The organism is Paracoccus indicus (assembly GCF_003056335.1).
Taxonomy (GTDB): domain Bacteria; phylum Pseudomonadota; class Alphaproteobacteria; order Rhodobacterales; family Rhodobacteraceae; genus Paracoccus; species Paracoccus indicus.
In genome coordinates, this window is sequence record NZ_PYWA01000007.1 from 135,277 (window position 1) to 160,485 (window position 25,209).

General features: G+C 65.6%; 27 protein-coding genes. 18 read left to right on the plus strand and 9 right to left on the minus strand.

Annotation, left to right across the window (positions count from 1 at the left end; genetic code table 11):
• Positions 1 to 75 precede the first annotated feature (75 nt).
• Positions 76 to 1,167: a histidinol-phosphate transaminase gene (gene hisC / locus DDE75_RS13010; RefSeq protein WP_108502814.1), complete on the plus strand. Its 1,092-nt coding sequence runs from the start codon at positions 76 to 78 to the stop codon at positions 1,165 to 1,167.
• Complete coding sequence (locus DDE75_RS13015; protein ID WP_108502815.1) at positions 1,164 to 2,093, plus strand: prephenate/arogenate dehydrogenase family protein; 930 nt, start codon at positions 1,164 to 1,166, stop codon at positions 2,091 to 2,093. Before hisC ends, DDE75_RS13015 begins: the two co-directional genes overlap by 4 nt.
• Here DDE75_RS13015 and DDE75_RS13020 read toward each other — a convergent pair.
• Positions 2,090 to 3,106 (minus strand): DUF2125 domain-containing protein, encoded by a 1,017-nt coding sequence (locus DDE75_RS13020; protein ID WP_108502816.1) that lies wholly within the window; start codon positions 3,104 to 3,106, stop codon positions 2,090 to 2,092. The genes DDE75_RS13015 and DDE75_RS13020 overlap by 4 nt on opposite strands.
• Positions 3,107 to 3,155: 49 nt before the next feature.
• On the opposite strand from DDE75_RS13020, the gene DDE75_RS13025 reads away from it, so the two are divergent.
• The 3 genes from DDE75_RS13025 to DDE75_RS13035 all read left to right on the plus strand — a co-directional run bounded on the left by DDE75_RS13025 (position 3,156) and on the right by DDE75_RS13035 (position 6,776).
• Positions 3,156 to 3,722, plus strand: a complete 567-nt coding sequence (locus tag DDE75_RS13025; RefSeq protein ID WP_108502817.1) for a gamma-glutamylcyclotransferase — start codon at positions 3,156 to 3,158, stop codon at positions 3,720 to 3,722.
• Between the two features lie 80 nt (positions 3,723 to 3,802).
• Positions 3,803 to 5,104, plus strand: coding sequence for a biopolymer transporter ExbB (locus DDE75_RS13030; protein WP_335672047.1), 1,302 nt, complete (start codon positions 3,803 to 3,805; stop codon positions 5,102 to 5,104).
• A gap of 4 nt (positions 5,105 to 5,108) precedes the next feature.
• Complete coding sequence (locus DDE75_RS13035; protein WP_108502818.1) at positions 5,109 to 6,776, plus strand: peptidoglycan -binding protein; 1,668 nt, start codon at positions 5,109 to 5,111, stop codon at positions 6,774 to 6,776.
• Here the strand turns inward: DDE75_RS13035 and DDE75_RS13040 are convergent.
• The 3 genes from DDE75_RS13040 to DDE75_RS13050 are packed head-to-tail and all read right to left on the minus strand — an operon-like array spanning position 6,773 to position 8,917.
• A complete protein-coding gene (locus DDE75_RS13040) occupies positions 6,773 to 7,108 on the minus strand; it encodes an SMR family transporter (RefSeq protein WP_245894750.1) in 336 nt (111 codons plus the stop codon). The genes DDE75_RS13035 and DDE75_RS13040 overlap by 4 nt on opposite strands.
• Positions 7,108 to 8,145, minus strand: coding sequence for a YihY/virulence factor BrkB family protein (locus DDE75_RS17700; protein ID WP_162799034.1), 1,038 nt, complete (start codon positions 8,143 to 8,145; stop codon positions 7,108 to 7,110). The genes DDE75_RS13040 and DDE75_RS17700 overlap by 1 nt, the downstream gene beginning before the upstream one ends.
• A 28-nt stretch (positions 8,146 to 8,173) precedes the next feature.
• Positions 8,174 to 8,917, minus strand: coding sequence for a hypothetical protein (locus DDE75_RS13050; protein WP_108502821.1), 744 nt, complete (start codon positions 8,915 to 8,917; stop codon positions 8,174 to 8,176).
• Between the two features lie 145 nt (positions 8,918 to 9,062).
• On the opposite strand from DDE75_RS13050, the gene purB reads away from it, so the two are divergent.
• From purB to gap, 4 genes are all read left to right on the plus strand, one after another.
• Positions 9,063 to 10,376, plus strand: coding sequence for an adenylosuccinate lyase (gene purB / locus DDE75_RS13055; RefSeq protein WP_108502822.1), 1,314 nt, complete (start codon positions 9,063 to 9,065; stop codon positions 10,374 to 10,376).
• Positions 10,377 to 10,455: 79 nt separating this feature from the next.
• Positions 10,456 to 11,466, plus strand: a complete 1,011-nt coding sequence (locus DDE75_RS13060; protein ID WP_162799035.1) for a FliG C-terminal domain-containing protein — start codon at positions 10,456 to 10,458, stop codon at positions 11,464 to 11,466.
• 65 nt (positions 11,467 to 11,531) lie between these two features.
• The gene (locus tag DDE75_RS17450) at positions 11,532 to 11,675 is read left to right on the plus strand and encodes a hypothetical protein (RefSeq protein WP_170310954.1); all 144 of its coding nucleotides are present in this window, start codon (positions 11,532 to 11,534) and stop codon (positions 11,673 to 11,675) included.
• Between the two features lie 89 nt (positions 11,676 to 11,764).
• On the plus strand, positions 11,765 to 12,766 hold the full coding sequence (gene gap, locus DDE75_RS13070) for a type I glyceraldehyde-3-phosphate dehydrogenase (protein WP_108502825.1): 1,002 nt from the start codon (positions 11,765 to 11,767) through the stop codon (positions 12,764 to 12,766).
• Positions 12,767 to 12,817: 51 nt separating this feature from the next.
• Here gap and DDE75_RS13075 read toward each other — a convergent pair whose 3' ends face one another.
• Both DDE75_RS13075 and DDE75_RS13080 read right to left on the minus strand, forming a co-directional pair.
• Entirely contained in the window at positions 12,818 to 13,570 is a 753-nt protein-coding gene (locus tag DDE75_RS13075) for an SDR family NAD(P)-dependent oxidoreductase (RefSeq protein ID WP_108502826.1), read from the minus strand.
• Positions 13,571 to 13,635: 65 nt separating this feature from the next.
• Complete coding sequence (locus tag DDE75_RS13080; RefSeq protein WP_245894744.1) at positions 13,636 to 13,950, minus strand: antibiotic ABC transporter; 315 nt, start codon at positions 13,948 to 13,950, stop codon at positions 13,636 to 13,638.
• A gap of 157 nt (positions 13,951 to 14,107) precedes the next feature.
• Here DDE75_RS13080 and pyrC point away from each other — a divergent pair, with 157 nt between their 5' ends.
• From pyrC to DDE75_RS13125, 9 genes are all read left to right on the plus strand, one after another.
• The gene (gene pyrC, locus DDE75_RS13085) at positions 14,108 to 15,151 is read left to right on the plus strand and encodes a dihydroorotase (protein WP_108502827.1); all 1,044 of its coding nucleotides are present in this window, start codon (positions 14,108 to 14,110) and stop codon (positions 15,149 to 15,151) included.
• Positions 15,148 to 15,819 (plus strand): orotate phosphoribosyltransferase, encoded by a 672-nt coding sequence (locus tag DDE75_RS13090; protein WP_108502828.1) that lies wholly within the window; start codon positions 15,148 to 15,150, stop codon positions 15,817 to 15,819. Before pyrC ends, DDE75_RS13090 begins: the two co-directional genes overlap by 4 nt.
• A gap of 121 nt (positions 15,820 to 15,940) precedes the next feature.
• Positions 15,941 to 17,428 carry a replicative DNA helicase gene (locus tag DDE75_RS13095; protein ID WP_108502916.1) on the plus strand — a complete coding sequence of 496 codons (1,488 nt, stop codon included), beginning with the start codon at positions 15,941 to 15,943 and terminating at the stop codon, positions 17,426 to 17,428.
• A 73-nt stretch (positions 17,429 to 17,501) separates the two neighbouring features.
• The gene (gene msrA / locus DDE75_RS13100) at positions 17,502 to 18,143 is read left to right on the plus strand and encodes a peptide-methionine (S)-S-oxide reductase MsrA (protein ID WP_108502917.1); all 642 of its coding nucleotides are present in this window, start codon (positions 17,502 to 17,504) and stop codon (positions 18,141 to 18,143) included.
• 64 nt (positions 18,144 to 18,207) lie between these two features.
• Positions 18,208 to 18,744 (plus strand): MFS transporter, encoded by a 537-nt coding sequence (locus DDE75_RS13105; protein ID WP_108502829.1) that lies wholly within the window; start codon positions 18,208 to 18,210, stop codon positions 18,742 to 18,744.
• A gap of 60 nt (positions 18,745 to 18,804) precedes the next feature.
• Positions 18,805 to 20,202: a helix-turn-helix domain-containing protein gene (locus DDE75_RS13110; protein ID WP_108502830.1), complete on the plus strand. Its 1,398-nt coding sequence runs from the start codon at positions 18,805 to 18,807 to the stop codon at positions 20,200 to 20,202.
• A gap of 188 nt (positions 20,203 to 20,390) precedes the next feature.
• Complete coding sequence (locus DDE75_RS13115; protein WP_108502831.1) at positions 20,391 to 21,686, plus strand: M23 family metallopeptidase; 1,296 nt, start codon at positions 20,391 to 20,393, stop codon at positions 21,684 to 21,686.
• Entirely contained in the window at positions 21,676 to 22,176 is a 501-nt protein-coding gene (locus tag DDE75_RS13120; protein ID WP_108502832.1) for a bactofilin family protein, read from the plus strand. The genes DDE75_RS13115 and DDE75_RS13120 overlap by 11 nt, the downstream gene beginning before the upstream one ends.
• 115 nt (positions 22,177 to 22,291) lie before the next feature.
• Positions 22,292 to 23,140 (plus strand): fumarylacetoacetate hydrolase family protein, encoded by an 849-nt coding sequence (locus DDE75_RS13125; RefSeq protein ID WP_108502833.1) that lies wholly within the window; start codon positions 22,292 to 22,294, stop codon positions 23,138 to 23,140.
• Here the strand turns inward: DDE75_RS13125 and coaD are convergent.
• From coaD to DDE75_RS13140, 3 genes are all read right to left on the minus strand, one after another.
• Positions 23,131 to 23,628, minus strand: coding sequence for a pantetheine-phosphate adenylyltransferase (gene coaD / locus DDE75_RS13130; protein WP_108502834.1), 498 nt, complete (start codon positions 23,626 to 23,628; stop codon positions 23,131 to 23,133). The genes DDE75_RS13125 and coaD overlap by 10 nt on opposite strands.
• Before the next feature lie 88 nt (positions 23,629 to 23,716).
• On the minus strand, positions 23,717 to 24,178 hold the full coding sequence (locus tag DDE75_RS13135; protein ID WP_108502835.1) for a CBS domain-containing protein: 462 nt from the start codon (positions 24,176 to 24,178) through the stop codon (positions 23,717 to 23,719).
• A 56-nt stretch (positions 24,179 to 24,234) separates the two neighbouring features.
• Positions 24,235 to 25,146 carry a LysR family transcriptional regulator gene (locus tag DDE75_RS13140; RefSeq protein ID WP_108502836.1) on the minus strand — a complete coding sequence of 304 codons (912 nt, stop codon included), beginning with the start codon at positions 25,144 to 25,146 and terminating at the stop codon, positions 24,235 to 24,237.
• Positions 25,147 to 25,209: the final 63 nt, after the last annotated feature.

Genomic DNA, 25,209 nt, shown 5'->3' on the forward strand with positions numbered 1-25,209 from the left:
TCATGTCCGCCGCCCTGGTGGGTCTTTCATAAGGCGAATGGCCGGATTAGACGGGGCGGGACAAAGGATGGACCCATGACCCAGATACCCGTGCAGCCCGGCATCATGGACATCGCGCTTTATGTCAGCGGCGAAAGCACGCTGCAGGGGCGCGCGGACGTGTTGAAACTGTCTTCGAACGAAAACCCGTTGGGTTGCAGCCCGGCGGCGCAGGCGGCCTTCGCGACGGCTGCGGGCGATCTGCACCGCTATCCGAACACCGATCACAAATCGCTGCGCACGGCTATCGGCCAGATCTGCGGGCTGGACCCCGACCGCATCATCTGCGGGGTGGGCTCGGATGAGGTCCTGCAGTTCATCACCCATGCCTATGCCGGCAATGGCGATGAGGTCATCACCACCGAACACGGCTTTTCCATGTATCCGATCTTGGCCCGCATGGTCGGCGCGGTGCCGGTGACGGTTCCCGAACGCGACCGCCGCGTCGATGTCCAGGCGATCCTGGATGCCGTGACCGACCGCACGCAGATCGTCTTCATCGCCAACCCCGCCAATCCGACCGGCACGATGCTGACCGAGGATGAACTGCAGCAGTTGGTCGACGGCCTGCCCGACCATGTGATCGTTGTCCATGACGGCGCCTATACGGAATTCGCCGCGGGCTTCGATGGTGGCGCGTCGCTGGTGGACCGCCACCCGAATGTCATCATGACGCGCACCTTTTCCAAGATCCACGGGCTGGGCGGGCTGCGTATCGGTTGGGGCTATGCCGCGCGTGAGATCATCGACGTGCTGAACCGCGTGCGCCAGCCGTTCAACCTCTCGAACGCCCAGATGGCCGCCGCCGAGGCCGCCATCCGCGACACGGATTTCACCCGCACCTGCATCGAACTGAACAGCCGGATGCGCGACTGGATGCGCCAGTCGCTGGTGCAGATGGGCATCGGCTGCGACGAAAGCTTTGCCAACTTCGTTCTGGCCCGCTTCGACAGCGCCGAGACCGCCGCCGCCGCCGATGCCGCCCTGCGCGACGACGGCATCCTGGTGCGTCGCGTCGGCGGTTACGGCCTGCCCGCTGCCCTGCGAATCACCGTGGGGGATGAGGACGGCTGCCGCCGCGTCATCGCGACCCTCGGCAGCTTCATGGCCGCGCGGAGGCAGGAATGACCATCGTCTATGATCGCGTGGCCCTGATCGGGCTGGGGCTGATCGCGGGTTCCATGGCGCATGCCATGCGGGCGGGCGGCTTGGCAGGCCATATCGCGGGTTACGCCCGCAGCGCCGAGACGCGCCAGACCGCGCGTCAGATCGACCTCTGCGACAGCGTGCATGACGACATAAAGGATGCCGTCGCGGGCGCCGATCTGATCGTGCTGGCCGTTCCGGTTGGCGCGATGGGCGTCGTCATGGAACAGATCGCACCGCATCTGGCACCGGGGGCGACGGTCACGGATGTCGGATCGGTCAAGCAGTCGGTGATCGATGCCGTCGCACCGCATGTCCCGCAGGGCGTCCACTTCGTGCCGGGGCACCCGCTGGCGGGGACCGAACATTCGGGCCCGACCTCGGGGTTCGCGACGCTTTTCGCGAACCGCTGGTGGCTGCTGACCCCCCTGCCCGACAGCGACGAGTCCGCCGTGGCCCGGCTGGACCGGCTTATCACCGCGATGGGTGCCAAGACCGACCGGATGGAGCCTGCGCATCACGATCTGGTTCTGGCCGTCACCAGCCATGTGCCGCACCTTATCGCCTATACGATGGTCGGCGTGGCCGATCACCTGGGCCGCGTCACGGATGAGGAGGTGATCCAGTATTCCGCTGCCGGTTTCCGCGATTTTACCCGTATCGCCGCCAGCGATCCCACCATGTGGCGCGACGTCTTCCTGCACAACAAGGAGGCCACGCTGGACATCCTCGGGCGCTTCACCGAGGAGCTTTTCGCCCTGCAGCGCGCAATCCGCATGGGCGACGGCCAGCAGTTGCACGACTATTTCACCCGCACGCGGGAGATCCGGCGCGGCATCCTCGACGCGGGCCAGGACACGCGCGCGCCCGACTTCGGGCGGACGCCGGGGGCGAAACCTTCGGCTTAGAGGGCACCGAAGGGCGGGGCGGGTCCGATGGGGATGCCGCCCAGCCTGATCTGGCCGTCGATCATCTGCACGGGCAGCCGCATCTGCCCGTCCTGCGGCTCGGGATAATCCGGACCGGGCAATTCGGCATCGATCTGGGCCTTGGCCAGCTGCCCCAGCCCCGCGTTCAGCAGCATCCGCGTTGATGGCGGGATCAGCCCCATGTCGGCGGCCTGATCGATGATCTGCCCGGCGTCGGTGGTATAGAGGGCGACCTGCCCTTCGGCCAATCCGTCCTTGTCGCGCACGACACGGCCGACGATGCGCAGCGACATCGACCCTGCGCCCACCGTCAGCCCCTCGGTCTGCCAGCCGACGACTGCGAGCGTGGTCTGCCCCCGAACCGAGGGCGTGCCGTCCAGCCATAACAGGATATTGCCGCTGACGCTGGCCGGCTCGGGGATGCCCTGCAGGTTCAGCCCCATCCGCGACAGCACCGCCGTCTGGACCGCCCCCAGCCCAAGATGCGCATCATAGGCGGCCCGCGCGGCAAGCGGCGCATCCGGGCCAAGGCGTATCATCCGCAGCTCGAGGTCCAGCCCCTCGATCACCGGCGCACCGTCCAGCGTGACCTGATCGGCCATGATGTCGATTTGATCGGGCGCCAGGCGCTTGAGCGGTGCCAGCCGGATCAGCGCATGAGGGTCCTGCAGCCCAAGCGCATGGGTCTGACCCGCGATGGTCACCTGCCCTTTGTCCGGCAGGTCCAGATGCGCCGTGGTGGGCGTTCTGGGCGACATGCGGAGGATGGCCCAAGGTAGGGTCACCCCACCCGCCGGATCGCTGAAGCCGGGTTCCTCGATCCGCAAGCCGAACTCCGGCGGTTCGCGCAGGGGCTGCACCAATGACGCCTGCAGGGCCGGATCGCCGGCGATCAGTTCCGCGACACGGCGGCTGGCCAAGGTTTCACCCCCCGCCCAGAGGCCCGCGACCGCCGCCGCACAAAGCCCGATGCCGATGATTGCCCTGAACATGCGAACAGCCTCTTTTTTCCGCCCCTCGGGTGACTTACCTTTGCCGACAATGGATGAAACGACAACGCATAAGATCGAATGGGTCTTCGGCTACGGCTCGCTGATCTGGGACCCCGGCTTCGACCCTGTCGAGACCGCCCCCGCACGCCTTGCAGGCTTTGCGCGCAGCTTCTGCCTGCGCTCGATCGAGCATCGCGGCACCTACGACCTGCCCGGCTTGGTGCTGGGCCTGGACGAGGACCCGCAGGCCGCCTGTCGCGGCGTGGCGCTGCGCATCGCGCCCCATGACCACGACCGCGTGCTGGCCTATCTGCGTGCGCGCGAGCTGGTCACCGAAGCCTACCGCGAGGAAATCCTGCCGCTGGAGCTGGAGGATGGGCGTCATGTCCACGCGCTGGCCTATGTGATGCGGCGCGACCACTGGCAATATGCGGGCGGCCTGCCGCATGACGAACAGGCCCGCATCATCGCCCGCGCGCATGGTGGCCGGGGACCGAATGCGGATTACCTGCACAACACCGCATCGCATCTGGCTCGGATCGGCATGGCCGACGACGATCTAGACAGCCTGTCGCGCGCGGTCCGTGCCCTGCAGGAAGCGATGCCCCGCGACTGAAGCCCCTTTTCGGAACGCTTGGCAAGTGAAGGGGCCTTCCCTACACTTAGCCGAAAAGCATCGAAGGGACGGGTATTTACGTGAGCGATCCGAGACATGGCGAACCTCGTGCCCCCGGGCGGCTGACCCTTGGCGAACGCCGCATCACCGCGACGCGCGATCAGGCGCTGATGGGCGCCGGAGCGCCGCGGTTTTCCCAGCCCGTGCGCCAGATCCTGCTGATGCTGACGGTTCTTGGTCTGGTGATGATCGGCGGCTGGCTGACCTATGGGCGGATCCTGCCGATCTTCATGGCGAACACCTGGCTGAACGGGCTGATCCTTGCGGTCTTTGCCCTGGGTGTTCTGGCCTGCTTCTGGCAGCTGGCGCAGCTGGTCCGCTCGGTCAGCTGGATCGAGGGTTTCGCCGCCCGCCGTCGCGGTGCCGAAACCGCCGCGCCCGATGCGGTGGCCCCGCGTCTGTTGGCGCCGCTGGCCGCGCTGCTGGGCACGCGAGGCCCTGCAGATGGCGTGATCTCGACGGGATCGGCGCGCTCTATCCTGGATTCGGTGGCGACGCGCATCGACGAATTGCGCGACATCACGCGGTATCTGGCCAACCTGCTGATTTTCCTTGGCCTTCTGGGCACCTTCTATGGGCTTGCGACCACGGTTCCGGCGGTCGTGGAAACCATCCGCGCCCTGGCGCCGCAGGATGGCGAAACGGGCCTTGATGTCTTCGACAAGCTGATGACCGGCCTCGAGGCGCAGCTGGGCGGGATGGCGACGGCGTTTTCGTCATCCTTGCTGGGTCTGGCGGGGTCGCTGGTGGTGGGCCTGCTGGAGCTGTTCGTGACCCACGGCCAAAACCGGTTTTATCGCGAGCTGGAGGAATGGATGTCGGGCTTCACCCGCATCAGCTTGGCCGGCAGCGATGGTGAAGGCGTCGATCAGGCGGCATTGGCGGGCTTCCTTGAGCAGATGGCAGGCCAGATGGACCGGCTGCAAAGCTACCACGCCGACCGCGACACCATGCGCGAAGAAGCCGCCCTGATGGCCGACGAACGCGTCGTCGTCATGGCACAGGCGATCGAGGCTCTGGTCCAACGTCCCGACACCGACAACGGGCCGCTGGTGGACAGCCTGAACCGGCTGGCCGAGGGTCAGGACCGGCTGCTGGCGGCCTTGGCCAGCCAGACCCCCGCCGCGCCTGACCTGTCGCGTCTTGAAGCCACGCTGACCACCATGATGCAGGAGATGAACGAGGGCCGCGACGAAATGGTGGCCGAACTGCGTTCCGACATCCTCGTGCTGACCCGCGCCGTAAGGGCCGCGCGTTTCAACGACCCTTTCCGCGACGATCAACTGCCCGGCGACCCGCTGCTGACGCATCAGGGGGGCTGAGGAGATGCGGCTGGCAAGGGGATCATCTGCGCAGCGCTTCTCGGCCACCATCTGGCCGGGCTTCGTGGATGCGATGACGGCGCTGCTGATGGTGCTGATGTTCGTGCTGACCATCTTCATGGTGGTGCAATCGGTGCTGCGCGAACAGATCACCTCGCAGGACAGCACGATCTCGGACCAGGGGCAGGTGATCTCGGAACAGCAGCAGCAGCTTGAAGGTCTTGGCCAGCAGGTCGCGGCGCTGAACCAAGCGCTTGGGGCGGCGGGCGACGAACGCGATGCCCTGACCCGCGATCTGCAGGAACAGACCGCTCGCGCTGCCGATGCCGAGGCCGCCGCCCGCGAACGCGCCGCCCGCATCACCCGCCTGCGCAGCCAGCTGGATCAGGGCCGCCAAGAACTGGAAACCGCCCAATCGCGCCTGACCGATTTCGAGGCCGAGGTTGCCACCCTGCTGGCCGCCCGCGCCACCGATGCCGCCCGCGTCGAACAGTTGCAGGCGGATGTCGCGCAGGCCCACCAGCGCGCCTCGGCCGCGGAAATGGCCATCGCAAGCGCCCGTAGCGAAACCGATGCCGCAGCCGAGGCCGCGCGCCTGGCCGCCGCGCGTCGCGATGCGCTTGAGGCCCTGGTGGCCGATCTGCGCAGCCGGAATGTGCAGGCCGAAGGCGCGCTGGCCGATGCGCAGGAGGATCTGACGCAGGCCGAACAGGACCGCCTTGCCGAAGCCGAGGCCGCCCGCCTGCTGCGCGACCGCCTTGAAACCGCCGACAGCGAATTGACCGCCATGACGCTGGCGCTCGAGGAACAGCGCCGCCAAGCCGAAGACACGCTGACCCTGCTGGCCGCCGCCAATGCCGCCAAGGATGATGCCGAACTGCAGGCCGCCCGCCAGATGGATGAGGCCGAGCGTCAGGCCGCCCTGTTGGCGACGGCCCGTCAGGAACTGGATCAGCAGGAGGGCATGGCCGAGGACAGCCAGCGCCGCGTCGCCCTGCTGAACGAACAGGTCGCACAGCTGACGGCTCAGCTGGGATCGCTGCAGGCGCTGCTGCAGGCGGCGGGGGACGAACAGGATCAGGCCGAACTGCAAGTCGCGGAACTGGGCCAACAGCTGAATGCCGCCCTGCTGCGGGCCGCGGACGAATCGCGCAGGCGTCTGGCACTGGAGGAGGAAGCCCGCCAGAACGCCGAAGCCGAGGCGCAGGACCTTGCGCGCTATCGTTCGGAATTCTTCGGCAGGCTGTCGCAGATCCTTTCCGGGCGCGATGGCGTCAAGGTGGTGGGCGACCGCTTCGTCTTCCAGTCCGAGGTGCTGTTCGACACCGGCGAGGCGACCCTGTCCCCTGCCGGGCGCGATCAGATCGCCGGGGTGGCGCGGCTGCTGACCGAGATCTCGGACCAGATCCCAGATGAGATCGACTGGATCATCCGCGTGGACGGCCATACCGACAACCTGCCCCTGTCCGGCACGGGCCGCTATCGTGACAACTGGGAACTGAGCCAGGGGCGGGCGCTGGCCGTCGTGCGCTATCTGACTGATCAGCTGGGCTTTCCGGCGAATCGCCTCGCGCCGACGGGCTTTGCCGACACCCGCCCCATCGCCCCACAGGATACGCCCGAATCGCGCGCCCTCAATCGCCGGATCGAGTTGAAGCTGACCGAGCGTTAATGCCCGACAGTCTTGGAAAAGACGTTGATCACCACCACACCGGCGACGATCAGAACCAGCCCAAGAACGGCTGGCACGTCCAAGCGCTGACCGAAAGCCACCAGCCCGATCACGGCCACCAAAGCGACGCCGCAGGCGCTCCAGATGGCATAGGCAACCCCCAAGGGCAGCACCTTCAGACTGACCGACAGCAGATAAAAGCTGGCAAGGTAGCAGATCGTCATCGCCAGCGTCGGCCACAGCCGGGTGAACTGTTCGGACCGTTGCAGCATCGAGGTGCCCAACACCTCGAGCACGATGGCGGTGACCAGGGGAACATAGGGCGACGCGATCACTTGGTTTGCGCCCCGATCGCACGCAGAGGTTTCAGACCGGCCATCTTGCGCAGGTGGTTGTCCAGCTCCGAGTTGATCTCGGCCCCGACCAGCACGATGGTCGCATTCAGCCACAGCCATGTCATCAGCGCGACCACCGCCCCGAGCGAGCCGTAGGTTTCATTGTAGTCGGCGAAATTCGCCGCATACCAGGAAAACAGCATCGAGGTCGCGACCAGCACCACGGCGGCAAAGACAGCCCCCGGCGATACCCATCGCCAGCGCACGTCCGGCACCGCCGGCCCCCACCGATAGATCGCGGCCAGTGCCAGGACAAGCACGCTGAACATGATGGGCCAGCGGACGATGTTCACGAAGGTCTCGCTGCCCAGCCCAAGCGGCAGATAGCCCAGAACGATCGGCACTACGGCAATGACCACCAGCATCAGCGCGATCATCACCAGGCCGCCCAAGGTGAAGGCCATGGCCACGATGTTCAGCCGGAGAAAACCGCGCGTCTCGCGCTGGAAGAAGGCGACGTTCAGGGCCGACAGAAGCGCCTTCATCCCGCCATTGGCCGAATAGAAGGCCAACAGAAGCGCGACGATCCCTGCAACCGACAATGCGCTGGAGGATGCCGAGGTGATCGAGGCGACCTGTTCGCGGATGATGTCCAGCGAACTGGCGGGCAACAGGGCCTGCAACATCTCAAGATGCGACTGAATGGTCGCAGGGTCTGCCAGAAGGCCATAGAGCGAGACGAAGGCCGTGATGGCAGGAAACAGCGACAGCAGTCCAAAGAAGGTCACGCCCCCTGCAACCGAGGTGACGCGGTCCTCGCCGATCTGGGTAAAGATCGACTTGCCGAGCGACACCAAGTCGGGCCAGCGCAGATCGCGCAGGCGCGGTTCCTGTCCCTTGGGCAGAGGCTCGGGCTGCCGGGCGGGTTCGTTCTTGCCCCCGTCCAGCTTGCCCGCGTCCAGACCGAAACGGCTGCGGGTCTGGTCGTCCAATGGATCGAAGATCGCGCTGAGTACGCCCGGCTTGTCCTGCATCATCTGTCCCTTCGTCATTCGTGGCAGCTTACGACCTGTGGATGCGGTCGTCGCCCCCATCATTTGCCTGTGGTGCTGCAGCCTGTGGCGCAGGGGCAACCGGACGACGCGGCGCGGGGGCCGGACCCGGTGCGCCGTTCACCATCGACTTCAGCTGATCGGCGGCCGCCACGAAATCCGCGACGATCGTCGTCGCCTGCTGCGAGACACCGCGGAAGCTGTCGAAGGCCGTCTGCAGCGATTGCGCGACGCCGTTCAGCCCATCGGTCAGTTCCGTCGCGGTGCGGGTCAGGTCCTTGGCAAAATTCGCGGGATCGCGACGCTGTCCGGCCTTGGCACGCAGACGCGCCTTCTGGGTGGCATCCTCGCGGGCCTGGGCGCGCACGCGGCGACGCATGGCTTCGCGCTCGTCCTCCTCCAGCTGGGCAAAGCGGGGGGCGACGGGTGCGGGACCGGTCAGGCGCGGCGGCTCGGGGCGGTCGCTGGCCACCAGCTTGCGGGCCGCGATCGAGGTCGCGGCCGTGATGCCCGCGACGCCCAGGGCCATGCCGCCCCAGACGATGATCTTGGCCGACAGCGAAGGTTCGGGCCAGGCGTGGCGTCCGTCCGGCGACACCCGCCCCGAGGGCGGCACCTTGGTGGAACGCATCGGGCGGTGGGGATAAGGGCTGCCGGTCTTGTGCCCTTCGGGAACGGGGCGCGGGCCGAAACGGGTCTGACTGGTGTGATCGGCCTCGGTCAGCTCGGGATGGGGGTCATGGGGGCGGCGCATGGCGTACCTCGTCTTGAATGTCGGTTCTTGTGGACCGAACCCGCCATCCGCGCCGAATGTTCCGCGCAAATGCACGCGGGCGTGATGAAAACTTGCCCCTGCGGCACGTCGGGGCTATGCCCACGGCAACCGAAAGGAGCCTCCGATGATCCCGCGTTATTCCCGCCCCGAAATGGTCGCCATCTGGTCCCCCGAGACCAAGTTCCGCATCTGGTACGAGATCGAGGCCCATGCCTGCGATGCCCAGGCCGATCTGGGCGTGATCCCGCGCGAGAACGCGGATGCGGTCTGGAAGGCCAAGGACGTTGAATTCGACGTCGCCCGCATCGACGAGATCGAGGCCGTCACCAAGCATGACGTCATCGCCTTCCTGACCCATCTGGCCGAGCATGTCGGCAGCGATCAGGCGCGTTTCGTGCATCAGGGCATGACCAGCAGCGACGTTCTGGACACCACGCTGAACGTACAGCTGGTCCGCGCCGCCGACATCCTGCTGGCCGATATGGACAAGCTGCTGGATGCGCTGAAGCGCCGCGCCTATGAACACAAGGACACGGTCCGCATCGGTCGCAGCCACGGCATCCACGCGGAACCCACCACGATGGGTCTGACCTTCGCCCGCTTCTATGCCGAGATGGCCCGCGGCCGCGCCCGTCTTGACGCCGCCCGCAGCGAAATTGCCACCGGCGCGATCAGCGGCGCCGTCGGCACCTTCGCCAACATCGACCCGGCGGTCGAGGAGCACGTCTGCGCCAAGATGGGCCTGCGCCCCGAGCCGATCAGCACCCAGGTGATCCCGCGCGACCGCCACGCGATGTTCTTTGCCACGCTTGGCGTCATCGCCAGTAGCATCGAGAACATCGCCATCGAGATCCGCCACATGCAGCGCACCGAGGTGCTGGAAGCCGAGGAATTCTTCAGCCCCGGCCAGAAGGGTTCGTCGGCCATGCCGCACAAGCGCAACCCCGTCCTGACCGAGAACCTGACCGGTCTGGCGCGCCTGGTGCGCATGTCGGTCATCCCCGCGATGGAGAACGTCGCCCTGTGGCACGAACGCGACATCAGCCATTCCTCGGTGGAACGCGCCATCGGGCCGGATACGACCATCACGCTGGACTTTGCGCTGAACCGCCTGGCGGGCGTCGTCGACAAGCTGGTCATCTATCCCGACAACATGCTGCGCAACATGAACCAGTTCAAAGGTCTGGTGATGTCGCAGCGCGTGCTTCTGGCCCTGACGCAGGCCGGTGTCTCGCGCGAGGACAGCTATCGCCTGGTCCAGCGCAACGCCATGAAGGTCTGGGAAAAGGGCGCGGACTTCAAGACCGAGCTTCTGGCAGACCCCGAGGTGACCGCCGCCCTGACCCCCGCCCAGATCGAGGAGAAGTTCGACCTTGGTTATCACACCAAGCATGTCGACACGATCTTCAAGCGGGTCTTCGAACAGGCGCCGCTGTAAAAGCACAGGCCCGCTAACCTTGCGTTAGGGTTGTTCTGCCAAAGTGGCGGTCAGGATGATGACCACCATGGGGGCAGTTATGACGACGCAGATCGGGCTTAGCCAAAGGCAGAAGGCGGCGGTGATCGTGCGCCTTTTGCTGGACGACGATCAGGTCGCAGGGCTGGACCGGCTGGACAGCGATGCCCAGGCCCTGCTGGCGCAGGAAATGGCCGGAATGCAGCTGATCGACCGACAGACGCGCGATGCGGTGATCACCGAATTCTGCGACCGGCTGGAATCGGTGGGGGTGACCTTTCCCGGCAATACCGATGGAACGCTGGCGATGCTGGGGGCCCGCATCTCGGATGCCAGCAGCGACCGCGTCCGCCAGGCGGATGCCATTTCGGGGCGCGGCGACCCTTGGGGCCGCATCTGCGCGCTGCCCAATGACACGCTGATCAAGTTGGCGCAGGCCGAGTCCGTCGAACTGGTCGCGCTGATGATGTCCAAACTGCCGGTCGAGGCCGCCTCGGCCACCTTCTTGGCCCTGTCGCGGGATCGCGCCCGTTCGGTGGCGCAGGCGATGTCCATGACCGCCGCCGTCACGCCCGAGGCGCTGAAACGCGTGGGGCTGGTGCTGTTGCAGGCCGCCGATGCGCTGCCCAAGCCCGCCATTCCCACCCCCGCGGCGGACCGCATGGGGGCCATTTTGAACTTTGCCACCGCCGATCTGCGCGACGACGTGCTTCAGGTGCTGGATGAACGCGACACGGGCTTTGCCGATGGCGTGCGCAAGGCGATCTTCGTCTTTGGCCATATCCCCACCCGCGTCGAACCGCGCGAGGTGCCGCGCATCGTGCGCGATGTCGATCAGGCAGCCCTGATCCGGGCGCTTGCCGCAACCGAACCCGCCGATCAGGCGGCGGCCGATTTCATCCTGTCGAACCTGTCGCAGCGCATGGCCGATAGCCTGCGCGAGGAACGCGAGGCGCTTGGCAAGCCCCGCGCCAAGGATATCGAGGATGCCAAGACCGAGGTGGTCGCCACCATCCGCCGCCTGCAAGAGGAGGGCCAGATCACGCTGCGCATGCCGCAGGACGATGAATAGCGCGATGTGAAAGCATCTTGCCCCCGAACGCGCGCCGCGTGATAAAAACCTCACCGGAGGCGCAGATGACCAATCAAATCGCAATCGCCCTGCTGCTGCTGATCGCCGCGGCCTTTCTTGTCGATCAAGTCTGGCTGGACGGGACGCTGCCGCTGTTCGTGGGCAAGACGATGGATCGGTTCATCGAATATTGCGCTTTCTGGCGTTAGGTCGCCATCTGCGGCAATCGTCGCGTTTGCATCAAGGTTGCCGCCGCGTTAGAGGATGTGCAACCGTCACCTGCTCAAGAGGGGTACCCATGGCAGTCAAGGTCGCCATCAATGGCTTCGGCCGTATCGGTCGCAACGTCCTGCGCGCAATCATCGAATCGGGCCGCACCGATATCGAGGTCGTCGCCATCAACGATCTGGGCCCGGTGGAAACCAACGCCCACCTGCTGCGCTATGACAGCGTGCATGGCCGCTTCCCCGCCAAGGTCACCGTGGACGGATCCTCGATCGACGTGGGCCGCGGCCCGATCAAGGTGACCGCCATCCGCAACCCGGCGGAACTGCCGTGGGGCGATATCGACGTCATCATGGAATGCACCGGCATCTTCGCCTCGAAGGAAAAGGTCCAGCCGCACCTGTCGACCGGCGCCAAGCGCGTCCTGATCTCGGCCCCCGGTGAGAACGCCGACAAGACCATCGTCTTCGGCGTCAACGACGACACGCTGACCGCCGACGACATCGTCGTCTCGAACGCCAGCTGCACCACCAACTGCCTGTCGCCCGTCGTCAAGGTCCTGAACGACACCATCGGCATCGACCGCGGTTTCATGACTACCATCCACAGCTATACCGGCGACCAGCCGACGCTGGACACGATGCACAAGGATCTGTACCGCGCCCGCGCCGCGGCGCTGTCGATGATCCCGACCTCGACCGGGGCCGCCAAGGCCGTGGGCCTGGTGCTGCCGGAACTGAAGGGCAAGCTGGACGGCGTCGCCATCCGCGTGCCGACGCCGAACGTCTCGGTCGTCGATCTGACCTTCGAAGCCAGCCGCGACACCACGGTCGAGGAGATCAACGCCGCCATCAAGGCCGCGGCCGATGGCCCGCTGAAGGGCGTCCTGGGCTATACCGAGGAGCCGCTGGTCTCCTCGGACTTCAACCACGACCCGCATTCGTCGATCTTCCACATGGATCAGACCAAAGTCATGGAAGGCCGCATGGTCCGCATCCTGACCTGGTACGACAACGAATGGGGCTTCTCGAACCGCATGTCGGACACGGCAGTCGCCATGGGCAAGCTGATCTGATCTTGCAACAGGTCGAAATGGAAAGGCGGCGGGATCATCCCGCCGCCTTTTTCATTCGGTATAGATCATCTTGACGCTCAATTCGCCGTCGACGACGAAGCTCTGCCCCGTGATGAAGCCCGCCTGATCCGAGGCGAGCCAGCCGACCAGCCCCGCAATGTCGTCCGGGGTGCCCACGCGTCCTACGGGATGCTGCGCCTTGTCCGTCTGCGAATGCTCGGGATGCGTTCTGTCGGCCTGCTTCTGCCAAGGGCCCGTCTCGATCCAGCCGGGCAGGATGCAATTCGCGCGGATGTCCGGCCCCAGGCTGACCGAGAGCGCCCGCGTCAGCGCCGTCAGCGCACCTTTGGCCGCGGAATAGGCCTCGGTCTGCGGTTCGGATTGCAGGGCGCGGGTCGAAGCCATCATCACGATACTGCCCCCCGCCTTCCGCAATAGCAGGACCGCTGCACGCGTGCAAAGAAACGCCCCCGTCACATGGCTGTCCTGCCAGCGCTGCCAATCGCTTAGCGACAGATCCTCGATCGGTCCGCAGACGGGATCGGCGATGCCCGCGTTGCAGACCAGCAGGTCCAGCCCCTGCCCGTCCAACCATGCTTGCAATTGGTCGAAGGCATGACCGACCTGATCCTCTTGCCCGACATCGGCTTGCAACGTCAGGATCCCATCGTCGTCGGCCCTCAGTTCGGCCAAGGCTTCGGCGTCCAGATCCATCGTCGCGACGCGCCAGCCGTCCTGACGCAAGCGCGTGACGATGCCCCTGCCGATGCCCTGTGCGCCGCCGGTAATCAAAGCCGTTTTCATCCTGCACCCTCGTCTTGCCACGTTTCGTGTCGGGACAACGGTGCAGCAGAGGGGACGTTCCCCGATCAGCCCTTCTTCGAGGTCAGGCGCCGACTGTTGGCACGGGTGCGCTTGCCATAGGGTCGCAGTGCCGCCGACATCATCCGCTCGGGGCTGGCGCCCGACATGCCGGCTTTGGCCATCGCGAACATCGCCTCGGATGCGGCGGCCTGCTTTTCGGCGATCATGCGGAAATTCTCACCCGGGGCCTGGGGCATCAGGCCCATCATGCCCGCCATCCGCATTCCGATGACCATCTGGGATTCGATCGCCATGCGGGAAAATTCGCTGACCAGTCGCATCTGTGCGGCTGGCAGAACCATCGGCATCATCATGTTCATGTCCGGATCTTTCTGTGTTGCACCGGCACCAATATGGATCGGATGATCAAGGGTGCCTGCTGAGATCGCAGGAAGCAACGGCGACCAAGGGGCAAGGTTCCAAGAAACATGCTGCTGACGCTTGGCAAGACGCCATGACAATGTAAAAGGCAGACCCATGACACAGACGCTGACGCTTCGCCGCCCCGACGACTGGCACCTGCATTTGCGCGATGGCGCGATGCTGAAGGCCGTGGCCCCCCATTCCGCAGGCTTCGGCCGCGCGATCATCATGCCGAACCTGGTGCCCCCGGTGGTGACGGGCGCGCAGGCCGCGGCCTATCGCGACCGGATCATGGCGGCCCTGCCGGAAGGCGCGGCGTTGCAGCCGCAGATGACGCTTTATCTGACCGATGCGACCGATCCTGCCGATGTGGTCGCGGCCTTCAGGGCTGGCATTATCCGCGCGGTCAAACTGTATCCGGCAGGTGCCACGACCAATTCCGACAGCGGCGTGACCGACATGGACCACGTGCGCCCCGTGCTGGAGGCGATGGCTGAAAACGGCATCACCCTCTGCGTCCACGGAGAGGTCACCGACCCCGCCATCGACATCTTCGACCGCGAGGCCGTGTTCATCGACCGCGTGCTGGACCCGATCCGCCGCAAGGTGCCGGGACTGCGGGTGGTGATGGAACATATCACCACCTCGGACGGGGTGGATTACGCGCGCTCGGGCGGGGACGATCTGGCCGCGACCATCACGACGCATCACTTGGTCATCAACCGCAACGCCATTCTGGCGGGCGGCATCCGGCCGCATTACTATTGCCTGCCCGTGGCCAAGCGCGAAAGCCACCGTCTGGCGCTGCGCCAAGCCACGACCAGCGGCGAGGGTCGTTTTTTCCTGGGCACCGACAGCGCCCCCCATCCCGACAGCGCCAAGCTGCAACCCTGCGGCTGCGCGGGTTGCTTTACCGCGCCGAACACAATGTCGATCCTGGCGCAGGTCTTTCAGGACGATGGCGCGCTGGACCGGCTGGAGGCCTTCACCAGCCTGAACGGCGCGGCCTTCTATCGCATGGCGCCGTCTGACGATCGCATCACGCTGGTTCGCCGCGACACGCCCGCCCCCTATCCCGCCACCATTTCCGCCGGCGACGAAGAGGTCACCGTCTTCGACCCCGGCTTCCCCCTCTACTGGCACCCGGAGACCGCATGAGCCTGACCTTCCCCACCCGCGAAGAAATCGCCCGCCTGACCGCCCGGATGCTGCTGGAGATCAAGGCCGTCGATTTCAACGCCGAAACGCCCTTTACCTATGCGTCCGGCCTGAAGGGCCCGACCTATGTCGATTGCCGCCGCATCATCAGCTTTCCGCGCGTCCGCGCCACGCTGATGGATTTCATGGCCGCAACCGTCATGCGGGACGCGGGCTTCGAGGCCTTCGACAATGTCGCGGGCGGTGAAACCGCAGGCATCCCCTTCGGTGCGATGGTGGCCGAACGGCTGTCGCTGCCCATGACCTATGTGCGCAAGAAGCCCAAGGGTTACGGCCGCAACGCCCGCATCGAGGGCGTGATGACCGAAGGCCAGCGGGTCTTGCTGGTCGAGGATCTGACCACCGACGGCGGCTCCAAGCTGTCCTTCGTGGATGCAATCCGCGAAACCGGCGCGACCTGCGCGCATACGGCGGTGATCTTCTACTACGGCATCTTCCCGGAAACCACGCAGCGCCTGGCCGATCACGGGGTGCAGCTGCATCACCTGTGCACTTGGTGGGACGTGCTGGCCGAGGCCCGCGAACAGAAATCCTTCGACGAGGCCACCCTGACCGAGGTTCAGAATTTCCTGACCAACCCCCGTCAATGGCAGGAAGCCAACGCCTGAGGACCCATTTGTCCACAGGCTATCCACAGAACCATCAACCGAAATCTTGGCGGGGGTCGTGTCATCGGCCCCCGTCTTGCGTTAGACTTTCAGCTTCGAGCATCAGGAAGGCGGCATGGACATGACCGGACTACGCGTCATCACACCGGGTCAGGACGGGGCCGAGGGCGAGAAGACCTCGATCCCCTATTCGCTGGAGGCTGAACAGCAGCTGCTGGGCGCGCTGCTGACCAATAACGACGTGTTCGACCGGGTCAGCCAGATCATCAAGGGCGATCATTTCTATCACCCCGTCCATGCCCGCATCTATGACATCTGTGGCGAACGCATCCGCAAGAACGCGCTGGCCAGCCCTGTCACCATCAAGGCCTTTCTGGAAAACGACGAGGGCCTGAAGGAACTGGGCGGCCCGGCCTATCTGGCACGCATGGCCAGCGCCGCCATCAGCGCCTATGCCGCCCGCGATTATGCCCAGATGATCCGAGAATTCGCCCTGCGCCGCGAACTGATGCAGCTGGGACAGGACATCACCGCCCGCGCCTCGGCGGTCGAGGTCGGCGACGAGGCCGAGGAACAGATCAAGGCTGCAGAACAGACGCTCTACAAGCTGGGCGAACAGGGCGTCGCGGAACGTGGCTTCCAAAGCTTCCTCAAGGCCGTCACCGGGGCCGTTCAGGTCGCAAACGCCGCCTATCAGCGCGACGGGAAGCTGTCGGGGATCTCGACCGGGCTGGTCGATCTGGACGGCAAGATGGGCGGTCTGAACAATTCGGACCTGATCATCCTGGCCGGCCGCCCGTCGATGGGCAAGACATCGCTGGCCACCAACATCGCCTTCAACATCGCCAAGGCGCACAAGATGGGCGAGAAGCCCGATGGCACCCATGGCACCGTCGAAGGCGGGGTCGTGGGCTTTTTCAGCCTGGAGATGTCGGCCGAACAGCTGGCCGCCCGCATCCTGTCGGAGGCCGCCGAAGTGCCCTCCGAACGCATCCGTTCGGGCAACATGGATGAGGCCGAGTTCCGCCGCTTCGTCGAGGCGGCCCATGCCCTGCAGAATTGCCCGCTTTTCATCGACGACACCCCCGCCCTGCCCATCAACCAGCTGGCCGCCCGCGCGCGCAAGCTGAAGCGGACGCATGGTCTGGACGTGCTGATGGTCGACTATCTTCAGCTGCTGAAGGCCGCATCCGCCAAGGACAGCCGCGTGAACGAGGTGTCCGAGATCACCCAGGGCCTGAAGGCCGTCGCCAAGGAACTGAACATCCCCGTCATCGCCCTGTCGCAGCTGTCGCGCCAGGTCGAGAACCGCGAGGACAAGCGTCCGCAGCTGAGCGACCTTCGCGAATCCGGTTCGATCGAGCAGGACGCCGACATCGTGATGTTCGTCTTCCGCGAGGAATACTACAAGGAACGCGAAAAGCCCTCGGACAGCGATCTTGACGCGATGGCCAAGTGGCAGCAGATCATGGAAAACGTCCACGGCAAGGCCGAGGTCATCCTGGGCAAGCAGCGCCACGGTCCCATCGGCACGGTGGAACTGTCCTTCGAAGGTCAGTTCACCCGCTTCGGCAACCTGGCCCGCGATCGCCAGTCGCAATGGGATTGACCGCCATCACGCGCGCTTGACTTGATCGAAGCCCCCCCTGCCCGCACCATGCTGCAAAACGCAGGAGGCCATGATGACCCTTTCCAAACGCCTAGCGCTGGCGGCAGCCCTTGGTATCGCCGCCAGCCCCGCAATTAGCCAGGCACAGGAAACCGCCATCGTCGCCGGCGGCTGCTTCTGGTGCGTCGAGGCCGACTTCGAAAAGATGGCCGGGGTGTCCGAGGTCTATTCGGGCTTTACCGGCGGCAGCGTGGCCAATCCCAGCTATGAACAGGTGACCGCCGGCGGCACCGGCCATTACGAGGCCGCGCGCATCATCTATGACCCCGCCCGCGTCAGCTATGACCAGATCCTCTATGCGTTCTTCCGTTCGGTGAACCCCACCGATCCCGGCGGACAGTTCTGCGACCGGGGCGACAGCTATCGCACCGCCATCTTCGTGCGCAACGCCGCCGAACGACAGGCGGCCGAACAGGCCAAGGCGCAGGCGGCCGCCGATCTTGGCCAGAAGATCGTGACCCCGATTCTGGATGCGGGCCCCTTCTATGACGCGGACAGCTATCATCAGGATTACTACAAGCAGGGCGACCTGATCCTGACCCGCTTCGGGCCGCGGTCCAAGGCGTCGGCCTACAAGCTCTATCGCGATTCCTGCGGGCGCGATCAACGGGTGCGCGACCTGTGGGGGGATGCCGCAGTTTTTGCCGATCACTAGTCTTGCACGATCTGCATAATCGGAGGAAGCTGTCGCGCCCGCCCCGCGGCCTTCAGGAACTCCGATGTCACATCTGCGCACTGCCCCCCACCTCCTGACCCTTGTGGTCCTGTCCGGCGTCTCGGCGCTGTCGATGAACGTGTTCCTGCCCTCGCTGCCCGGCATGGCGCGTGATTTCGAGGTCGATTATTCGGTCATGCAGCTGTCGGTCTCGGCCTATATCGGGGCCAGCGCGGTGCTGCAGCTGTTGGGCGGGCCGATCAGCGACCGCTTCGGGCGCAGGCCGGTGGTGCTGTGGTCGCTGGTGCTGTTCCTGCTGGCGACCATCGGCACGATGGGGCTGGGCAACGGCATGGTCCTGCCCAATGCCAACGCCGGGATGATGAGCATCCGACCCGAGCTGGCCGGCACCGCCTCGGGGTTGGGCGGGGCTCTGGCCGTGGCGGGGGGCGCGGCGCTCTCGGCGCTGGCCGGGGCGCTGTTGCAGCCGGGCAGCGGGGCCACGCCGCTTTTGACCATCATGTGCTGTTCGGCCTTGGGTTCGCTTCTGGCCATCGCATGGGTCTTTCACCGCGAACGTCGCATCATGGTCCCTGCCTGAGACCACTTGCCGCGGCACCTTTGCAAAGGCTAACACTGGCTTTGCAAGGGTGGAGAAAGCATGGCCACGCAGAAGATCTATGCCGGCAGCGCGCTGCGTGAAACCCGCGCCCGCGCCGGGCTTACGCAGAAGCGTTTTGCCGAGACGCTTGGCGTGTCCCTGCCCTATCTCTCGCAGATGGAGAACAACCACCGGCCCATCTCGGCCGGTGCGCTGCTGCGGTTGGCGCAGGAATTCGGCGTCGATCTGACCACGTTGGCCGCAGGCGACGCCGAACGCATGGTCATCGACATGCAGGAGGCCTTGGCCGATCCGCTGTTCGACGCCACGCCCCCCCTGGCCGATCTGCGGCTGGCGGCGACCAATGCGCCGGTGCTGGCGCGGGCGTTTCTGGACCTTTATCGGGCGCATCGCCAGGGGCAGGAACGGCTGGCGGCGATGGACCAGGCCATCGGCGCGGATGGCCGCAACAGCCTGACCACCCCGTGGGAGGAGGTGCGCGACTTCTTCCACTATTGCGACAACTACATTGATGCCGTGGACCGCGCCGCCGAACATTTCGCCTGCCCCGACGGGCAGCGCCAGGACCCTTGGCAACTGGCCGTGGCCGCCTTGGCGCGACGCGACATTCAGGTCCGGATGGCCGAGATGCCTGCAAATTCGGTCTTTCGCCGGGACGGCAACCAGATCCTGGTGAATGCCGCGTCCGAGCCCGCCACGCGCCTGTTCCAACTGCTGCACATCGTGGCGCTGGAACGTCAGAACGACCTGCTGGAGGCGACGCTGGATCTGGCGCGTTTCCGCAGTGACACGGCACGCGACATCGCGCGTCTTGGCATGGCCAATTACTTCGCCGGGGCGGCGCTGATGCCCTATCGCGCCTTTCTGGCCGCCGCCCGGGCCGAGCGTCACGATCTGGAACGTCTGGCGCATCTTTTCGGCGCATCGCTGGAACAGGTCGCCCATCGGCTATCGACGTTGCAGCGACCGGGGGCGAAAGGCGTCCCGTTCTTCTTCGTGCGCGTCGATCAGGCCGGAACCATCACCAAGCGCCATTCCGCGACGCGCCTGCAGTTCGCCCGCTTCGGCGGGGCCTGCCCCTTGTGGAACGTGCATCAGGCCTTCGAACAGCCGGGTCGCTTCCTGCGCCAATTGGCCGAGACGCCGGATGGGGTGCGCTATCTGCTGCTGTCGCGGGACGTGTCGAAGCATGCGGGCGCTTTCAATGCCCCGGTGCGCCGCTTTGCCATCGGTCTTGGATGCGAGGTCACGCAGGCCGAGGGCATGGTCTATGCCGACGGGCTGGACCTGACCAAGCCGCGCGTCTTCGACCCCATCGGCATATCCTGCCGGATCTGCCCACGACCCGACTGCCATCAGCGCTCGGTGCCGCCGATAGACCGCCCCCTGCGCATCCCGGCGGACCGCGACGGCCCCCTGCCCTACGAAATTGCGTGATTTATCAATAGCCCGGCTTTGGCATAGGCAAATATCTGCCGACTACAGCAGAGTTCCGCCAATCGTGGGAACCAATCGCCCTGTCCCTGTTGCCAAGAAGGCACAGGTGCTGTTTACCCGAGGCTGAACGGAACCAACGCGCAGCAACCGTGAAACACGGGCGCGCATTCGGGGGACAGTGTCAAACCATGGCTGTTATCGATCGACTGAACTCTTCGCTGGAAAAGTGGCTGCCCGAGCAGCGTCTCTTCCTCCGGTCCGATGACACCACCCGCTTCGTGCGTCTTCGCCCCCTGACCCAGCTTGCCGGCATCAGCGGCATCACGGTGGTCTTCGGCTGGACGCTTGTGGCCAGCTCGTTCCTGGTCATCGACGCCGTCAGTTCGGGCAATTCGCGCGACCAGATGCTGCGGGCGCAATCCTCGTTCGAGGAACGGCTGGACCAGCTGTCCGCCGAACGCGACGCCCGCGCCGCCGAAGCCTTGGCCGCCCAGAACCGCTTCACCGTCGCGCTGGACCAGGTGTCCAAGATGCAGACCCAGCTGCTGAAGTCCGAAGAACAGCGCCGCGAGGTCGAAACCGGCCTCGATGCCGTCCAGACCACCCTGCGCGATGCCATCACCGAACGCGACCAGGCGCAGGCCACCCTCAGCGCCGAGGCTGGCGATCAGGCCGCCCCCGACCGCAGCGACGAATTCTCGGTCGCGCTGGACATCCTGTCGAACGAATTGCGCAGCGCTGCCGATCAGCGCGCCTCGGCCGAACAGGAAGCCGCCGACGCGCAGCTGGCCGCACAGGAACTGACCGTCGAGCGTGACCAGATCCTGGCCCGCAACGATGAGATCCTGACCCAGCTGGAAGACGCCGTCTCGGTCTCGGTCAAGCCCTTGGACGATGTCTTCCGTTCGGTCGGCATGAACCCCGACGAGGTGTTGAACACCATCCGTCGCGGCTATTCCGGTCAGGGCGGCCCCCTGACCCCGATGTCCTATTCCACCCGCGGCGACGCGGCGCTGAGCCAAGGCGAGACCAAGGCCCGCCAGATCATCGTCACGCTGGACCAGATGAACACCTATCGCATCGCGATAGAGAAGCTGCCGCTGGCCATGCCCGTGCGCGACAGCTTCCGCTATACCTCGGGGTTCGGTCGCCGTTGGGGCCGCATGCATGAGGGCATCGACATGGCGGGCCCGATCGGCACGCCGATCTATGCCACGGGCGACGGCGTCGTGATCCACGCGGGTCGCGCCAGCGGCTATGGCAACCTGATCAAGATCCAGCACGAGCTGGGCACCGAGACCCGCTATGGCCACCTGAACCGCATCCGCGTCAAGGTCGGCGATAAAGTGTCGCAAGGTGACCTTATCGGTGATATGGGGAACACTGGACGTTCGACCGGCCCGCACCTGCATTACGAGGTGCGCATGAAGGGCCGGGCCGTGGACCCGATGAGCTTCATCAAGGCAGCAGACAATGTTTTCTAAGACCCGCGTAACCGAAAATACCCGCCCCCAGCAATCCTCGGGCCCGCAGCCCGCACCCGAGGCAGCCGCCCCCGCCGCGGCCGAGCGCACCCCCGAGGCCACTGCCGCCCCGGCAAGCGCGCCCCGCGCCCGCACGACGCCTTCGGTCCTGTCCTCGGACCTGACGGTCGTCGGCAACATCAAGACGCAGGGCGACATCCAGGTCGAAGGCACGGTCGAAGGCGACATCCGCGCCCATCAGCTGACGGTCGGTGAATCGGCCACCATCAAGGGCGAGATCGTAGGCGACGACGTCATCGTGCATGGCCGCGTCATCGGTCGCGTCCGTGGCCTGAAGGTGCGCCTGACCGCCTCGGCCCGGGTCGAGGGCGACATCATCCACAAGACCATCGCCATCGAATCGGGCGCGCATTTCGAAGGCTCGGTCCAGCGTCAGGAAGACCCGCTGGCCAATGGCGGCACCAAGAAGCTGGCCCCGCCCGCCGAGTGATCCGCCCCGCATGACGATCAAGGCCCGCTTCGGCGGGTCTTTTTCATGCGCTATTCCCCTTGAGCCTGCAGGGTGCCACAGTCGCCCCGAACACAGACACATGGGGGGATGCCATATGAAACTGCTGCGCCACGGACCGGTCGGGTCCGAAAAGCCGGGTCTGCTGGATGCCGAGGGTCGGGTTCGCGACCTATCGGACCATGTCGAGGACATCGCCGGTGCCACGCTGACGACCGCCGGCCTGCAGCGCTTGCGCGATCTGGACCCGGCCAGCCTGCCGCTGGTCGATGGGCAGGACCTGCGGATGGGCCCCTGCGTCGCGGGCGTCGGCAAGTTCATTGCCATCGGCCTGAACTATGCCGACCATGCCGCCGAGGCAGGGATGGAGGTTCCCGCCGAACCCGTCGTCTTCACCAAGTGGACCAGCTGCATCGCCGGACCCGACGACGATCTGCATCTGCCCAAAGGATCGCAGCACACCGATTGGGAGGTCGAGCTGGGCATCGTCATCGGCGACGCGGGCCGCGACATTGCACCGGGAGACGCGCTGAACCATGTCGCGGGCTATTGCGTCGTCAACGACATCAGCGAACGCGATTGGCAGATCAACCACGGCCCCACATGGGACAAGGGCAAGGGCTATGACGGCTTCGGCCCCATCGGTCCCTGGCTGGTCACCCGTGACGAGGTTCCCGATCCGCAATCCCTGCGCCTGTGGCTGGAGGTCGACGGCGTGATGCAGCAGGACGGCAATACCCGCACCATGGTCTTCGGTGTGGCCGAACTTGTCGCCTATTGCTCGCGGCTGGCGACGCTGCATCCGGGCGACATCATCACCACCGGGACGCCTCCGGGCGTGGGCATGGGCCAGAAGCCCCCGGTTTATCTGCGCGACGGCCAGGTCATGCGGCTTGGGATCGAGGGCCTGGGCGAACAGCGCCAGCGCGTGATTGCTCAGCCCTGATCGTAGCGGGCGATCAGCGCTTGGCAGACCGGCGGCGTGACGAATTTCGACACGTCGCCGCCAAGCCGGGCGATTTCCTTGACCAGCTTCGAGGCGATCGCCTGGCGGCGGGCATCGGCCATCAGGAAGACGGTCTCGATCTCATGGTCCAGTGCGCGGTTCATGCCGACCATCTGGAATTCATATTCGAAATCGGCAACGGCCCGCAGACCGCGCACGATCATCGAGGCGCCGACATCGCGGGCACAATCGATCAGCAGGTTCTCGAACGGATGCACGATGATTTCGCCACCCGTTTTTGCGGCGATGGCATCGCATTCCGCCTGCACCATCGCGACCCGTTCCTCCAGGTTGAACAGCGGCCCCTTGTCACGGTTGATGGCGACGCCGATCACAAGGCGGTCGACCATCACCATGGCACGTTGCATGATATCGATGTGACCCAGTGTGATCGGATCGAAAGTGCCGGGATAGAGGCCGATGCGCATGAGGCTGACGTCCTGTTTCAAGGTATCGGCCTTCAGGCAAACCGCATTTGCCCCCGGATTGCAAGTTCGTGATCCGGGGGGCGTCGCGTCAGCTTCCCATGATCATCCCGGTCAGCGCATCCTTTTCGGCCGCCAGTTCCTTCAGGCGACCGCTGACCGCATCGCCGATCGAGACCACGCCCAGCATGTTACCATCGGCATCGACCACCGGCATGTGGCGGAAGCGGCCCTCGCTCATCCTTTGCAGAACGGCCATGCCGTCATCGCCCGGCTGGCAGGTCTGAACGGCCTTGGTCATTACGCCGCTGATAGGCGAGGAGAGGACGGAAGGGCCGCTCTTGCCCAGCTGACGCACGATGTCGCGTTCCGACAGGATCCCCTCGGGCGTGCGACCGTTGGATGAGACGACCACGGCACCGATGCGCTGTTCCGCCAGCAGGGTCGCAGCCTCGGCTAGGGTGGCTTCGGGCTTGATCGTCACGATCAATCCGGCCTCGATCCACGGCTTGTCCGTATCCGACTTCATCGACAGCAGTTGCTTGACCAGCATCAGACGCCCCCTTTTCGGCTTGGTTATCCTTATCAAATTCGCACAATCGCCCCGCGTCAAGTGGGACCATCGCCGCCGGCGGTCAACTGGCCTTCCAGCCGGGCGACCTCGGCGCGGATGCCCGCCGCCAAAGCCTCGGCCAGAAGCGTCAACCGCCGCGAGGCGCGATCGTCGGCATGGCGGATCATCCAGAAGCTGCGGCGAAGGCTGATCTGATCGGTCAGGATGCGCGTGACGCCCGGCGCGAAGGGGATGGCGAAATCATGCACGATGCCCAAGCCCGCCCCCGCCCTGACCGCCTGCATCTGCACCGCGACCGAGTTCGAGCTGATCTGCGCCGTGTCCAGCCCCGTCGCGGACAGGTAATCCAGTTCGCGGTCGAAGATCATGTCGGGAATATAGCTGATGATCCGATGCCCGCGCAGGTCATCCAGCCCCCTCACCTGCGGGTGGCGGTCCAGATAGTCGCGATGCGCCGCCAGATGCAGGTGGTAATCGGTCAGCCGCTGCACCACCAGGCGGCCGGTATCGGGCGGTGATACGGCGATGGCCATGTCCGCCTCTCGCTTCGTCAGGTTGACCACGCGCGGCAGGGCGACGATCTGGATCTCGAGCCCCGGATGGGCATCACACAGATCGCGCGCCACCTGCGGCAGCAGATAGTTCGCGCAGCCGTCCGGCGCACCGATCCGCAGCTGGCCGGTCAGGCCCGCATCGCGGCGCACCTCCTCGGCGGCAGCGGCGGCGGCCTGTTCGGCGGCCTCGGCGGGGGCGACAAGGCGCGCGCCCTCGGCGGTCAGGGCGTAACCTTGGGGCGTCTTCAGGAACAGCGCCGCGCCCACCGCCGCCTCCAGCCGCGCGATGCGCCGCCCCACGGTCGAGGCATCCATGGCCAGCCGCCGCCCTGCCGAAGACAGGCTTTCCGTCCGCGCCACCGCCAGAAATATCCGCAGGTCGTCCCAGTCCATTCCGTCACCTTTGCAAAAATGCAAAACCCTTTTGCCATCATTCATCTTTATCCGGCATTTCCG